The organism is Neisseria sp. P0018.S001 (assembly GCF_051957355.1).
GTDB classification, from domain to species: domain Bacteria; phylum Pseudomonadota; class Gammaproteobacteria; order Burkholderiales; family Neisseriaceae; genus Neisseria; species Neisseria subflava_A.
Genome location: NZ_JBQCWN010000006.1, coordinates 76,553 through 89,858, shown reverse-complemented (window position 1 = coordinate 89,858; position 13,306 = coordinate 76,553). Strand labels below are relative to the sequence as shown.

Annotated in this window: 12 protein-coding genes and 1 pseudogene; 10 read left to right on the top strand and 3 right to left on the bottom strand. The window is 51.5% G+C overall.

What is annotated here, in order from left to right; genetic code table 11:
• Window positions 1-2: 2 nt before the first annotated feature.
• The 6 genes from sucC to ACTHTJ_RS05735 all read left to right on the top strand — a co-directional run bounded on the left by sucC (window position 3) and on the right by ACTHTJ_RS05735 (window position 4,436).
• Entirely contained in the window at window positions 3-1,169 is a 1,167-nt protein-coding gene (sucC, locus tag ACTHTJ_RS05760) for an ADP-forming succinate--CoA ligase subunit beta (protein ID WP_049352726.1), read from the top strand.
• 10 nt (window positions 1,170-1,179) lie between these two features.
• Window positions 1,180-2,070, top strand: coding sequence for a succinate--CoA ligase subunit alpha (sucD, locus tag ACTHTJ_RS05755; RefSeq protein ID WP_002244992.1), 891 nt, complete (start codon window positions 1,180-1,182; stop codon window positions 2,068-2,070).
• A gap of 188 nt (window positions 2,071-2,258) precedes the next feature.
• A complete protein-coding gene (locus ACTHTJ_RS05750; protein WP_070583639.1) occupies window positions 2,259-2,627 on the top strand; it encodes a DUF883 family protein in 369 nt (122 codons plus the stop codon).
• Window positions 2,628-2,737: 110 nt separating this feature from the next.
• Window positions 2,738-3,151, top strand: a complete 414-nt coding sequence (locus ACTHTJ_RS05745; protein ID WP_070461328.1) for a phage holin family protein — start codon at window positions 2,738-2,740, stop codon at window positions 3,149-3,151.
• Window positions 3,132-3,398, top strand: coding sequence for a hypothetical protein (locus ACTHTJ_RS05740; RefSeq protein ID WP_049330958.1), 267 nt, complete (start codon window positions 3,132-3,134; stop codon window positions 3,396-3,398). Before ACTHTJ_RS05745 ends, ACTHTJ_RS05740 begins: the two co-directional genes overlap by 20 nt.
• Before the next feature lie 225 nt (window positions 3,399-3,623).
• Window positions 3,624-4,436, top strand: a complete 813-nt coding sequence (locus tag ACTHTJ_RS05735) for a phosphatidylserine decarboxylase (RefSeq protein ID WP_070583637.1) — start codon at window positions 3,624-3,626, stop codon at window positions 4,434-4,436.
• An 84-nt stretch (window positions 4,437-4,520) separates the two neighbouring features.
• Here ACTHTJ_RS05735 and znuD read toward each other — a convergent pair.
• Window positions 4,521-6,801: pseudogene (gene znuD / locus ACTHTJ_RS05730) on the bottom strand (TonB-dependent zinc receptor ZnuD).
• Window positions 6,802-7,101: 300 nt separating this feature from the next.
• Window positions 7,102-7,578, bottom strand: coding sequence for a cupin domain-containing protein (locus ACTHTJ_RS05725; RefSeq protein ID WP_070583635.1), 477 nt, complete (start codon window positions 7,576-7,578; stop codon window positions 7,102-7,104).
• A gap of 160 nt (window positions 7,579-7,738) precedes the next feature.
• Here ACTHTJ_RS05725 and ACTHTJ_RS05720 point away from each other — a divergent pair, with 160 nt between their 5' ends.
• Window positions 7,739-8,101 (top strand): nuclear transport factor 2 family protein, encoded by a 363-nt coding sequence (locus ACTHTJ_RS05720; protein WP_045074377.1) that lies wholly within the window; start codon window positions 7,739-7,741, stop codon window positions 8,099-8,101.
• Window positions 8,102-8,206: 105 nt separating this feature from the next.
• On the opposite strand, the gene ACTHTJ_RS05715 is transcribed toward ACTHTJ_RS05720, so the two are convergent.
• Window positions 8,207-9,616, bottom strand: a complete 1,410-nt coding sequence (locus ACTHTJ_RS05715; protein ID WP_070583633.1) for a leucyl aminopeptidase — start codon at window positions 9,614-9,616, stop codon at window positions 8,207-8,209.
• A 158-nt stretch (window positions 9,617-9,774) separates the two neighbouring features.
• Between ACTHTJ_RS05715 and lptF the strand changes: the two genes are divergently transcribed.
• From lptF to ACTHTJ_RS05700, 3 genes are all read left to right on the top strand, one after another.
• Window positions 9,775-10,890, top strand: a complete 1,116-nt coding sequence (lptF, locus tag ACTHTJ_RS05710; protein ID WP_440360851.1) for an LPS export ABC transporter permease LptF — start codon at window positions 9,775-9,777, stop codon at window positions 10,888-10,890.
• A complete protein-coding gene (lptG, locus tag ACTHTJ_RS05705) occupies window positions 10,887-11,957 on the top strand; it encodes an LPS export ABC transporter permease LptG (protein WP_440345730.1) in 1,071 nt (356 codons plus the stop codon). Before lptF ends, lptG begins: the two co-directional genes overlap by 4 nt.
• A gap of 119 nt (window positions 11,958-12,076) precedes the next feature.
• Window positions 12,077-13,297: a glycosyltransferase gene (locus ACTHTJ_RS05700; protein ID WP_440360852.1), complete on the top strand. Its 1,221-nt coding sequence runs from the start codon at window positions 12,077-12,079 to the stop codon at window positions 13,295-13,297.
• Window positions 13,298-13,306 lie beyond the last annotated feature (9 nt).

The following is a 13,306-nucleotide window of genomic DNA, read 5'->3' as shown; positions in this document are numbered from 1 at the left end:
CCATGAATTTACACGAGTATCAGGCTAAAGAACTGCTGGCTAGCTACGGTTTGCCCGTACAAGGCGGTATTTTGGCACACAACGGCGAAGAAGCCGCTGCAGCTTACGACAAATTGGGCGGCAAATTCGCTGTTGTCAAAGCACAAGTACACGCCGGCGGCCGCGGTAAAGCGGGCGGCGTAAAAGTCGTTAAAAGCCGCGAAGAAGCTAAAGAAGTGGCTGAAAGCCTGATTGGCACCAACTTGGTAACTTACCAAACCGATGCCAACGGCCAACCTGTCAACAGCGTTTTGGTTTGCGAAGACATGTATCCGGTTCAAACCGAGCTGTACTTGGGCGCAGTGGTTGACCGTTCTACCCGCCGCGTTACATTCATGGCTTCTACCGAAGGCGGCGTGGAAATTGAAAAAGTTGCTGCCGAAACTCCAGAAAAAATCTTCAAAGTAACCGTTGATCCGCTGGTCGGCCTGCAACCTTGCCAAGCTCGCGAAGTTGCCTTCCAACTGGGCTTGAAAGACAAACAAATCAACGAATTCGTCAAACTGATGACCGGCGCGTACAAAGCGTTTGTCGAAAACGACTTCGCCCTGTTTGAAGTAAACCCATTGGCAGTCCGTGAAAACGGCGACTTGGCCTGTGTGGACGGCAAAATCGGTATCGACAGCAACGCGCTCTACCGCCTGCCAAAAATTGCCGCTTTGCGCGACAAATCTCAAGAAAACGAACGCGAGCTGAAAGCTTCCGAATTCGACCTGAACTATGTTGCCCTGGAAGGCAACATCGGCTGTATGGTTAACGGTGCCGGTTTGGCGATGGCCACTATGGACATCATCAAACTCAAAGGCGGCCAACCTGCCAACTTCTTGGACGTTGGCGGCGGCGCAACCAAAGATCGCGTGGTTGAAGCGTTCAAACTGATTTTGGAAGACAAATCCGTTAAAGGCGTATTGATCAACATCTTCGGCGGTATCGTACGTTGCGACATGATTGCGGAAGCCATCGTGGCAGCCGTTAAAGAAATTAACGTCAACGTTCCTGTCGTTGTTCGTTTGGAAGGTAACAACGCCGAACTCGGCGCGAAAATCCTGAACGAATCAGGTCTGAAACTGACTTCTGCAGACGGCCTGAATGACGCAGCCGAAAAAATTGTTGCAGCCGTAAACGCCTAAGGAGAAAAGAATGAGCGTATTGATTAATAAAGACACCAAAGTATTGGTTCAAGGTTTCACCGGTAAAAACGGTACTTTCCACTCCGAACAAGCTCTGGCTTACGGCACTAAAGTTGTCGGCGGCGTTACCCCAGGTAAAGGCGGTCAAACCCATCTGGACCTGCCTGTATTCAACACCATGAAAGAAGCCGTTAAAGAAACCGGCGCTGACGCATCTGTAATTTACGTTCCAGCTCCGTTTGTTTTGGACTCTATCGTTGAAGCCGTTGATTCAGGCGTAGGCTTGGTCGTTGTGATTACCGAAGGCGTGCCTACTTTGGACATGCTCAAAGCCAAACGTTACTTGGAAACCAACGGCAACGGTACCCGTTTGGTCGGCCCTAACTGCCCAGGCGTGATTACTCCGGGTGAGTGCAAAATCGGTATTATGCCGGGCCACATTCACACTCCGGGCCGCATCGGTATTATTTCCCGTTCCGGTACATTGACTTACGAAGCTGTAGCACAAACCACCAAACTGGGCTTGGGTCAATCAACCTGTATCGGTATCGGCGGCGACCCGATTCCTGGCATGAACCAAATCGACGCACTAAAACTCTTCCAAGAAGACCCAGATACCGACGCCATCATCATGATCGGTGAAATCGGCGGTACTGCGGAAGAAGAAGCAGCCGAATACATCCAATCCAACGTAACCAAACCTGTTGTAGGTTACATTGCTGGTGTTACCGCTCCTAAAGGCAAACGCATGGGCCACGCCGGTGCGATTATCTCCGGTGGTAAAGGTACTGCCGAAGAAAAATTCGCCGCTTTCGAAAAAGCCGGTATCGCTTACACCCGCAGCCCTGCCGAGTTGGGCACTACCATGCTGGAAGTGTTGAAAGCAAAAGGTTTGGCATAAGACTCAAGTCTTTAAGCTGAATTGAAAAGGCCGTCTGAAGTTTTCAGACGGCCTTTTTTAATTTCATTGGGTTGCTTTCGTTATAGGAACTTAATTTAATTTAAATTAACGTTTATTTGGAAATAAATGGTTATAATACTATTAACAGATAAACAATCTGTGATCATATCAATCTATAGGAGAGTAGTATGAAAAAACATAATTTTGAAAAACGTCGTGATGCTTTGTTGGAAGATATCCGAGAAGTAATGGATGATGTGGATGAACTGTACCGCAATGGTGTTGAAGCCGGTTCGGAAGAGGGTAGTAAAATTCGCGCTAAATTGGAAGCAAAATTGGCAGAAGCCAAAGAGCGTTTTAGCAGCTTCGAAGAAGAAATTAGCGAACGATTTAAAGATGGTAAAGAGCTTTTTTCCGATTTAGAATCAGATGCTGGTGCACGCTTGAAACGCGGTGCCAAACAAGCTGATGAAGCGGTACATGAAAAACCATATTATGCAATGGGTTTTGCCGCATTGGCCGGTTTGGTTGTCGGTGTGTTGTTGAACCGCCGTTAATGCGAATATGTTAAGGCCGTCTGAACAGGCGTGTACATGAAATCATGGATTTCATTGCGCCGTACAGACGGCCTCTGCCTTATGTTTTCCTGAAAAAAAGGATAGTTAAGATGGGAATTCGCCAGCGTTTTGAACATGGCAAGGCTTTGTTGAATCAGGGCGCGGATTTGCTGTTGCTGCGTTTGCAGGTATTGAGCTTGGATTTGACACGTCAGGCTGAGAATGTGTTCCGTTTAGCGATATGGCTGGTGTTGTCCGGCGCGCTGTTGATGGTGGGCTTGGTCGGTTTGCTGTTTGGCTTGAACCGCATGCTGTCGGATGTGGCCGCTTTGTGGGTATTTTTCGGCATTTTCTTTGTAAGCCTGCTGATTATTGCCGTATTGTTCCGCAAAGTATCGGCGGACTATCGGGAGCAGGGCAGTCGTGTGGCTGAAACCTTGCAGGATATTCGATCGGATATTGCGTATTTGCGCGGTGAGGGTGAGATAGATAAGGATGCGGACGATGAAGCAACAGGAGTATGAAGAAGAGCGTGAGCTGCTGCTTTTAGAGGCTAAGCTGGTGCGGCTGCGGATTGAAGCGGAAAATTTGAAACTGCGTAAAGTGGAAGAAAGCAAAACACGACAGGGCAATCAGTTGATTAAGCTCGCAGATGTGGCGTATCAGTTGAGCCAAACGCGTTTGCTGTCTCAACGCTCTTTGTTCTCTACATCGCGCCGTCGGCATTGGATTTGGCTGGTATTGGCGGTCATACTGGGCTTGTCGAGATAATCGAGGGAAGAGGTTTGGTCAAAATGATATTTGCGCCGAGTTGTTGTCTCGTGTGAGCCGCTTGTTGAGGACGCTGCGTCATTGTGTTGCCGAAACTGAAACTTTATCTATGTTGAGTATTTTTTACAAAAGACACCGGCCGTCTGAACATTTCAGACGGCCTCAATGTTTGGAGTTTCAGATATAATGGCGGCAATTTTGAAATTATTAAATGAAGGATAAGTGATGAACCGTTTGTATCCCCACCCGATTATCGCCCGTGAGGGCTGGCCGATTATCGGCGGCGGTTTGGCTTTGAGCCTGCTGGTGTCGATGTGCTGCGGCTGGTGGTCTTTGCCGTTTTGGGTGTTTACTGTATTTGCTTTGCAGTTTTTCCGTGACCCTGCGCGTGAGATTCCGCAAAATCCTGAAGCGGTGTTGAGCCCGGTTGACGGCCGTATCGTGGTGGTTGAGCGTGCACGCGATCCGTATCGTGATGTCGATGCTTTGAAAATCAGTATTTTTATGAACGTGTTCAACGTGCATTCGCAAAAATCGCCTGCTGATTGTACGGTAACGAAAGTGGTCTATAACAAAGGCAAATTCGTGAATGCGGATTTGGATAAGGCCAGCATGGAAAATGAACGTAATGCGGTTTTGGCGATTACGGCTTCTGGTCGTGAAATTACTTTTGTTCAAGTGGCCGGTTTGGTGGCGCGCCGTATTTTGTGCTACACCCAAGCCGGTGCGAAACTGTCCCGTGGCGAACGCTATGGCTTTATCCGCTTTGGTTCGCGCGTGGATATGTATCTGCCTGTCGATGCGCAGGCGCAAGTGGCGATTGGCGATAAAGTTACCGGCGTCAGCACTGTATTGGCGCGTTTGCCGCTGACTGCGCCGCAAACTGAATCTGAGCCTAAAGCCGCAGCTCCACAAGCCGCGCCTGCTTCTCAAGCAGCCCCGGTTGAAACAGTGGCAAACCCATCTACCGAACAGCAGCAAATCGAAGCAGCGGCGGCTAAGATTCAAGCGGCTGCGCAAGATGTGTTGAAAGATTAATAGTCAGTTTTAAATGATTGGTTAAAACAAGAAAAAGGTTTTCAGACGGCCGTCTGAAAACCTTTTTTGTTTGTCTATCTGATTTTAAAACTTCACGTTCACACCGCCGGTAAAGCTGCGGCCCATTTGCGGCGTATCAGAGAGGAAGCTGCTGTGGGCGTAAACGGATTGGTTGAGCAGATTGTCGGCTTTGACGTACCAATTCCACTCGCCATAGCGCGTATTGCGGCGGTAGTTTGCGCCGAGGTTGAGCATATGGTGTCCGGGTGTGCGCGTTTCGTAGCGGGCGAGTTTGTTTTGGGCGAACACGCGGTAGTAGTCCAAATTGGCATCGATGCGGTCGGTCAGCGCGGCTTTTAGGTGGACACCGAGGCGCGCAGCCGGAACGCGGGGGGCGTTTTGGTCGTCCTGTGCGATGAAAGGACGGTTGCCGTAGGCATCTTCCCTGCCGGGTAGGGACGGCAGGTTTTTCAGACGGCCTCGAACATAGTCGCCGGAAACGCCGATGCGGTAGCGCGGTGTCGGTTTGAAGTAGATTTCGCCTTCTGCGCCGTAGAAGTCCGCGCCGGATTGGTTGTAGCGCACGAGCTTCATTTCGCTGTCGTCTTCGATGGATTTGGGGCCCCGTCCGTCGTTTAAGGTTTGGGCGTAGATGTAGTTGCCGAAGCGGTTGCGGTAGAGTGCCAGATTGTATTGCCAGCGGTCGCCTTCGTAGCCCAGCGCGAGTTCGATGTTGTTGGAACGCTCTTTGTTGAGGTGTTTGTTGCCGACTTCAAAGGTATTGGTGGCGACGTGTTTGCCGTGTGCGTACAGCTCTTGCGTTGACGGCAGGCGTTCTTGATGGGAGGCGGTCAGGCTGAGTTTGTGTTGTGGCGTGAAATACCAGTTGCCGGAAAGCGCGAACGAGCGGGCGGTTTGGCGGTGCGCGCCGAGGTCGGGCAAGGGTTGGTTGTAGTAGTTTTCCCGATCAATCAGGGCTTTGTCGTACTGAATGGCGGCTTTTTGTTTTTCCACTCGCACGCCGCCTTCAAGCGAGAAGTTGTCCCAATTTGCCTGTTCTACGCCGAAAAAGCTGTAATGATGCACATCGTTGTCGATCAGCATCGGCTGTTGGACGGTTTCGGGAATGGCGGAAAGCGCGCTGGATTTTTGGGTGAGGTATTGCACGCCCCAACTGCCTTTCAGACGACCTATGGGCAGGTGGCGCAATTCGATGCGGGCATTTTGCGTTTTGTTTTTAAAGAAGTTTTCCACCGCATCGCCCGCTTTTTCGTCGTGGCGGTAGTCGTTGCGGTTCAGATGCACGCGCAGGGCTTCGAAACCGGGGAGCGGCTGCTTCCATTCGGCGCGGATTTCGTAGCGTTTGTTGCGCAGGTCTATCCACGGTTTGCCGCTGTGGACGTGCGCGTGTGCATTATCGTCGTCGTGGAAGCCGCAGCTCAAGCCCGGATTGTCGTAATCGATGTCTTCTTCGGTCAGCAGGTGCGGATAAAGCTGCAAATAGCGTTTGTTAATCAAACTCTTCTGCCAAATGATGTCGGCGTGGCAGTCGTCGTAGAGATGGCTGTGCGCAGGCAGGCCGTAGCGGTCGCGACGGTCGCTGTACGCTGCGCCGATAAAGCCTTTCTCGCCCACCCAAGACAGTCCGATGCTGCCTGTTTGCGAATCGGCGTGGCTGTCAGGCAGGCGTTTCAGACGACCTTCTTCCTTACGGTAACGCGGTACGGCATAGTCGCCTGATTTGCGGTACAGCCCTTCCGTGTGCAACACGAAGTTTTTGCCCAGTCCGACATTGATGCCGCCGGACGTGAGTTTTTCCAGATTGCCGCTGCTCAAACGCAGCCCCAGTTCGCCCGATACGCCGTTTTCAGGCATTTTTTCGGGGATTTTTCCGTCGGCGACATCCACCAAACCCGCCACATTGCCCGAGCTGTACAACAGCGTTACCGGCCCGCGCAAAATTTCGACCTGTTGCGACAAGGCGGTGTCCACCATCAGGGCATGGTCGGGCGAGAAATCCGCCATGTCGCCCGTTTCGCCGTGATGGTTCAACACTTTAATCCGTCTGCCCGCGTATCACAGGCGCAGACGCGCCGCCGCCGTATTGCGAAGCATGGACGCCCGGCACGCCGTTGAGCGCGTCGCCGAGATTGACGGCTTTTTGCCGCAAAGTATCGCCGCTGATGATTTTGTCGGAGGCGGTTGAACTGTGCAGCAGCCCCGAAGTGGCGCGCGGATGGCTTTTACCGACGACGTTGACCGTTTCCAAGTCCACCGTCTGCTCGGTTTCATGCGCTTGGGCAAGGATGGGGGAACTGATTAAAAGAATAGATAAAACAATAGGTTTAAGCGTGGTTTGTGTCATTTTGGGTTTCCCGTCATATTTCAAATAGATTGTTATTATATAACATCACATCATTAATATGACAAAAATTCAAGGAACAAACCGCATTTGATTCGGCAAAACAGCCAAACCCAAGCCCATACAAACAGCGAAAACCAAAGGTCGTCTGAACCCAATATCTTGAAAATGATGAAAAAGACAGAAACAGCGGCAGCGCGCCATCCCCCGTTTGTTTGGAAAGCATCATGTTGCCTAAACAACAAAAAAGGTCGTCTGAAAACGCAATATGGTTTTCAGACGACCTTATCGGTTTGATGACTGCTATTTGGCAGCTTGGGCGACGGCGGTCTCGGCAATCAGGTCAAGGAAAACCAGCGGTTCTTTGCCGGTGTTCTTCAGCGCATGGGACTGGCCGGGGCGGGCGATGGTGATGTCGCCGGCGCCGACTTGGGTCTGTTTGCCCGTGCTGTCGGTAAACAGGCCTTTGCCCGATACGATGATGTAAACGTCTTCGTTGTCGGTGTGTTTGTGTTCGCCGATGGATGCGCCCGGCGGCAGGGTCAGCCAGCCGATTTCTCTGAACGCGTCTTGAGCGGCGGTCTGGTGGCGGTTGAAGGCGAAGCGGCCGAGCAGTGGGCCTTTGCCTCCGGCTGCGTTTTCGCGGTTCCACTCCGCCAAATCGGCTTTTTTGTACACTTGGACGCTGCGGTCGGTAGGTTTGGCCTGTTCCGCGGCGTGAACGCTGACGGTCGTGCCGAGCAGAAAGGCGACGGACAATGCGGCAAATAGCGGTTTCATCATGGTTCTCCGTTTGTTTTTTGGTGGGCAGATAAAGCGCAGGCTGCATTCAGGTAGCGTTTGTATCAATATTGACGACAGGTAAGATTGCATAGCATCATTTCCCAGCTTTTCAGCACAGGATTTTCCTTATTACCCAACACCGTTAAGAGACAAAAACATGACCGAAACACAAAAAATCTATACTGCATGGACACAGATGTGGAATGGCAATCTCAACATTGCCGATGAACTGCTGTCAAACAACTTCAAAGCACATCTGACCGCTGATTCCACTCCACCACCCGCGCCCGTAACCGACATAGCCAGTGCAAAGGCTTGGATAGCTACCATTCGTGCTAAAGCAGATTTGCATTATGAAATCGTACTCGGTCCGTTCCGCGACGGCGACACAATTTCTGCATATTGGCGTGTAACCGCTACGCTCGGTAACCAAACCGCCGTCAAAGTCGGTACGGATTTTCTGAAAATCAAAGACGGTAAGATTACCGACTGCTGGACAATGAACAACAACGCTGCATAATGGGGTTACCAAACCCGATATGTTTTCGATCAGCCTGCATTAGTTGATGCGTTCCGTTTTCAGACGACCTGCGGGGTCGGTTGCTTGCCCCGCAGGTGTCCAGGCTTATTTCACGTTGCGCAGATAGTTCAGCAACAAGGGAACGGGGCGGCCGGTCGCTCCTTTTTCGCTGCCGGATTTCCATGCCGTACCCGCGATGTCGAGGTGTGCCCATGGATAGTCTTCGGTAAAGTAAGACAGGAATGTTGCGGCGGTAATCGTGCCTGCACCCGGCGTGCCGATGTTTGGAATGTCGGCAAAGTTGGATTTGAGTTGGTCTTTGTAGGTTTCAAAGAGCGGCAGTTGCCATGCTTTGTCGTCCACGTTGCGGGAAGCGGCCAGCAGGCTGTCGACCAAATCTTGATTATTGCCCATCACGCCGCTGACGTCATGGCCCAGGGCGATAATGCACGCGCCGGTCAGGGTGGCGACGTCGATAACGGCTTTGGGTTTGAATTGTTCGGCATAAGTGAGCGCGTCACACAAAATCAGACGGCCTTCGGCATCGGTGTTCAACACTTCGATGGTCAAGCCTTTCATGCTTTTCACGACATCGCCCGGTTTGTTGGCCGCGCCGGAAGGCATATTTTCGCAGGTGGCGACGACGGCGATGAGGTTGATCGGCAGTTGCAGTTTGACGGCGGCACAGAAGGTGCTGATGACGGTTGCCGCGCCGCACATGTCGAATTTCATTTCGTCCATGTTCAGGCCGGGTTTGAGGGAGATGCCGCCGGTGTCGAAGGTAATGCCTTTGCCGACCAATACGACGGGGGCAGCTTCTTTGTCGGCAGCACCGAAATAGCTCAGTTCGACCAAATATGGGTCTTCGACGCTGCCTTTGGCGACAGACCAGAACGAACCCATGTTTTCTTTGATGTAGTCTTTTTCAATGATTTTAGCGTGTGCGCCCAGTTTTTCAGCTTCGGCTTTGGCGGTACGCGCGAGGAATTCAGGCGTGCATTCGTTGGGTGCGGCATTGCCCAAGTCGCGGCAGAGGCTTTGTCCGTAAACTTGTGCTTCGGCAACGCGCAGGGCTTCTTTGACGGCAGCTTCGTGTGCGCTGTGGAACACGGCTTCTGCAAATTTGGCCGGTTTGGCTTCTTTTTTGTAGCGGTCGAAACGGTAGGCAGCATTGCCGAACGCAATTGCAAACGCTTCGGCAATGGCTGCTGCTTGCGCTTCTTCAAAGGCGTGAACGTCCACATTGACCGTTTCTTGATTTTGCGCCCATTTGGCGGCTTCGGCTGCGGCTTTGTTCAATGCGGCACGGTCGGTTTTTTCGAGGCGGGCGACGGCAATGGCTTGCAAACCGTTGTCCGTCGGGATTTTGGTGTCGGCGAAATTTTGACCTTCTTCAAGGGAAGCGAAGAGGGCGAGGGCAGTCGGGTTGCTCAGTTGTGATGCTTCGGCGCAGACAAATAATTGCGCACCTGCCTGTTGAGCCTGCAAAGTTTCGGCTTTTGTGCTAAATTTCACGTTTATTCTCCTGATTGGAACGGTTGTCGGTTGTTCAGACGGCCTGTTGACCAGCCGTCCGAACAGATGAAAATCATTGTACTCCATTTGTGTCATGCCGTCTGAAGCCTTATTAATAAATATAGGTTTCCCATAAACCGTATACCACGCTCAATCTTATGATTTACCAAAGAAACTTTATTAAAGAACTTTCCTTTACCGCCGTCGGCATCTTTGTCGTCCTCTTGGCGGTATTGGTGTCCACGCAGGCCATCAACCTGCTTGGCCGCGCAGCCGACGGGCGTGTCGCCATCGATGCCGTGTTGGCCTTGGTCGGCTTCTGGGTAATCGGCATGACCCCGCTTTTGCTGGTGTTGACCGCATTTATCAGTACGTTGACCGTATTGACCCGCTACTGGCGCGACAGTGAGATGTCGGTTTGGCTCTCTTGCGGATTGGCATTGAAACAATGGATACGCCCGGTCATGCAGTTTGCCGTGCCGTTTGCCATTTTGATTGCCGTCATGCAGCTTTGGGTGATGCCGTGGGCAGAGTTGCGCAGCCGCGAATATGCCGAAATCTTGAAGCAGAAGCAGGAATTGTCTTTGGTGGAAGCCGGCGAGTTCAATAGCTTGGGCAAGCGCAACGGCAGGGTTTATTTTGTCGAAACCTTCGATACCGAATCCGGCATCATGAAAAACCTGTTCCTGCGCGAGCAGGATAAAAACGGCAACGACAACATCGTTTTTGCCAAAGAGGGCAATTTTTCGCTGACCGACAACAAACGCACGCTTGAATTGCGCGACGGCTACCGTTACAGCGGTACGCCCGGCAAAGCCGATTACAACCGCGTTTCTTTCCAACACCTCAGCCTGATTATCAGCACCACGCCCAAACTCATCGACCCTGTATCACACCGCCGTACCATTCCGACCGCCCAACTGATTGGCAGCAGCAATCCACAACACCAAGCGGAATTGATGTGGCGTATTTCCTTGACTGTCAGCGTTTTGCTGTTGTGCCTGCTTGCCGTGCCGCTTTCCTATTTCAATCCGCGCAGCGGCCATACCTACAATATCCTGATTGCCATCGGTTTGTTTTTGGTTTACCAAAACGGGCTGACCTTCCTGCGCAATGCTGTGGAAGACGGCAAAATCCATTTTTGGCTCGGACTGCTGCCTATGCACATCATCATGTTCGTGATTGCCATCGTCCTGCTGCGCGTGCGCAGTATGCCCAGCCAACCCTTCTGGCAGGCGGTTGCCAATAGTCTGACATTGAAAGGCGGAAAATGAACCTGATTTCACGTTACATCATCCGTCAAATGGCGGTTATGGCGGTTTACGCCCTCCTTGCCTTCCTTGCTTTGTACAGCTTTTTTGAAATCATCAACGAAGTCGGCGATCTTGGGAAAGGCAGCTATAACGGCGCGAAATTGGGGCAGTATGTTTTAATGCAGATGCCTGCGCGCGCATATGAACTGATGCCGCTCGCCGTTTTGATCGGCGGCCTGATTTCCCTCAGCCAACTGGCTTCAGGTAGCGAGCTGACAGTTATCAAAGCCAGCGGCATGAGCACCAAAAAGCTGCTGTTGATTCTGTCGCAGTTCGGTTTGATTTTCGCCATTGCCACCGTCGCTCTTGGCGAATGGGTTGCCCCCACGTTGAGCCAAAAAGCCGAAAACATCAAAGCCGCCGCCATCAACGGCAAAATCAGTACCGGCAATACCGGCCTTTGGCTGAAAGAAAAAAACAGCATTATCAACGTGCGCGAAATGTTGCCCGACCATACGCTTTTGGGCATCAAAATTTGGGAGCGCAACGATAAAAACGAACTGACCCAAGCGGCGGAATCAGAATCAGCGGTTTTGAATCCAGACGGCAGCTGGCAGCTGAAAAATATCCGCCGCAGCATATTGGGCGAAGATAAAGTCGAGGTTGCCACTGCTGCCGAAGAAAACTGGCCGATTTCCGTCAAACGCAACCTGATGGATGTATTGCTCGTTAAGCCCGACCAAATGTCTGTCGGCGAATTGACTACCTACATCGACCATCTGGAAAAAAACAACCAAAATACCCAAGTCTATGCCATCGCATGGTGGCGCAAGCTGGTGTATCCCGTAGCCGCATGGGTGATGGCGCTTGTTGCCTTCGCCTTTACCCCGCAAACCACGCGCCACGGCAATATGGGCTTGAAACTTTTCGGCGGTATCTGCCTCGGTTTGCTGTTCCACTTTGCCGGACGGCTCTTCGGCTTTACCAGCCAGTTGTACGGTGTGCCGCCGTTTTTGGCCGGTGCCTTGCCGACGGTTTTGTTTGCGCTGTTGGCGGTATATCTGATACGTCGTCAGGAAAAAAGATAAGGCAAAATAAACTTCAGGCCGTCTGAAAGGCAATCTTCAGACGGCCTGAGTATTTTGTGTGCAAAAAACAAAATGCTAAAGTAAAATAATACCTTTCCAAACCAATGCGGCTATTGAAAATGTCCCAAACCATCTGCTTGAATATGATTGTCAAAAACGAAGCGGCAATCATCGAAGAAACACTGGCCAACATCACCGACCACATCAAACTTAACTACTATGTCATCAGCGACACCGGCTCGACCGATGATACCGTCGGCGTGATCCGTCGCTTTTTCGATGCAAAGGGCATCGCGGGCGAGATTCATCATGATGGTTGGCAAAATTTTGCATACAACCGCAATCAGGCGTTGAAACACGCAAAAGGCAAAACCGATTATGTGTTGATTTTTGATGCGGACGACCGCTTTGAAGGCAAATTGGAATTGCCCGAGCTGACAGCCGACCGTTACCGCCTCCGCATGAGAAATGCCATGGGCAGCGTGGTTTATTACCGTCCGCTGTTGTTGCGCAATGACGGTACATTCTACTGGCGCGGCGTGTTGCACGAGTTTATCGAAACCGACAAACAAGATACCAGCGAAGCCACGCTTCATGGCGACTATACGGTTCTCAGCGGCCGTTTCGGCGCACGCAGCAATATGGCGAACAAATACCTGCTTGATGCCGTTTCCTTGGAAAAAGCGTTTTACAGCCCTGAAGATGAAGACCTGAAACCACGTTACGCCTTTTATGCGGCGCGTTCTTATTGGGATTCCGATATGCCCGAGCGCGCGAGTGAATGGTTTAAAAAACGTATCGAGTTGGGCGGTTGGATAGAGGAAGTGACGGTTTCTTACCAACAGCTGGGCGAGTGCTACAAATTAATGGGCAAACGCGATGAAGCCTTGGCGACTTGGTTGGCAGGCTACGATTACAACCCGCGCCGTGCCGAGTGTCTCTACCTTGCGCAAACCATGCTGCGTCAGGAAGGAAAATACCGTATTTCCCATGCAATCGGCCTGATGGCGAAACGTATCCCGTTCCCGAAAGACGATATTCTTTTTGTCCAAAGCAATGTTTATCAGTTGGACATCGACTATGAATTGTCGGTTACCGCCTATGCGGCCGGCGATTTGCGCCAAGGCTATGAGTCTTGCCGCCACTTGCTCTTGCTGAATGTACGCGAGGCATTGACCACGGTGACTATGCAAAATATGTGGCTCTACCGCGAACACGCGCAAACAGAAACGCGTGAAGTGTTGGAGCAACTGGTGGCCGTCATGCAGCCTTATGCCGAGCAGGGCGGACGTTTGGCGGAAGTGACCGAATATTTTGCCGATATTTTGAAAAACCGTTAATCAGCACTT

Coding starts and splice junctions, on each gene's coding strand:
- lptG (WP_440345730.1), top strand. CDS start 10,887: ATGAACCTGATTTCACGTTACATCATCCGTCAAATGGCGGTTATGGCG.
- sucD (WP_002244992.1), top strand. CDS start 1,180: ATGAGCGTATTGATTAATAAAGACACCAAAGTATTGGTTCAAGGTTTC.
- lptF (WP_440360851.1), top strand. CDS start 9,775: ATGATTTACCAAAGAAACTTTATTAAAGAACTTTCCTTTACCGCCGTC.
- ACTHTJ_RS05720 (WP_045074377.1), top strand. CDS start 7,739: ATGACCGAAACACAAAAAATCTATACTGCATGGACACAGATGTGGAAT.
- ACTHTJ_RS05750 (WP_070583639.1), top strand. CDS start 2,259: ATGAAAAAACATAATTTTGAAAAACGTCGTGATGCTTTGTTGGAAGAT.
- ACTHTJ_RS05700 (WP_440360852.1), top strand. CDS start 12,077: ATGTCCCAAACCATCTGCTTGAATATGATTGTCAAAAACGAAGCGGCA.
- ACTHTJ_RS05740 (WP_049330958.1), top strand. CDS start 3,132: ATGAAGCAACAGGAGTATGAAGAAGAGCGTGAGCTGCTGCTTTTAGAG.
- sucC (WP_049352726.1), top strand. CDS start 3: ATGAATTTACACGAGTATCAGGCTAAAGAACTGCTGGCTAGCTACGGT.
- ACTHTJ_RS05745 (WP_070461328.1), top strand. CDS start 2,738: ATGGGAATTCGCCAGCGTTTTGAACATGGCAAGGCTTTGTTGAATCAG.
- ACTHTJ_RS05735 (WP_070583637.1), top strand. CDS start 3,624: ATGAACCGTTTGTATCCCCACCCGATTATCGCCCGTGAGGGCTGGCCG.
- ACTHTJ_RS05725 (WP_070583635.1), bottom strand. CDS start 7,578: ATGAAACCGCTATTTGCCGCATTGTCCGTCGCCTTTCTGCTCGGCACG.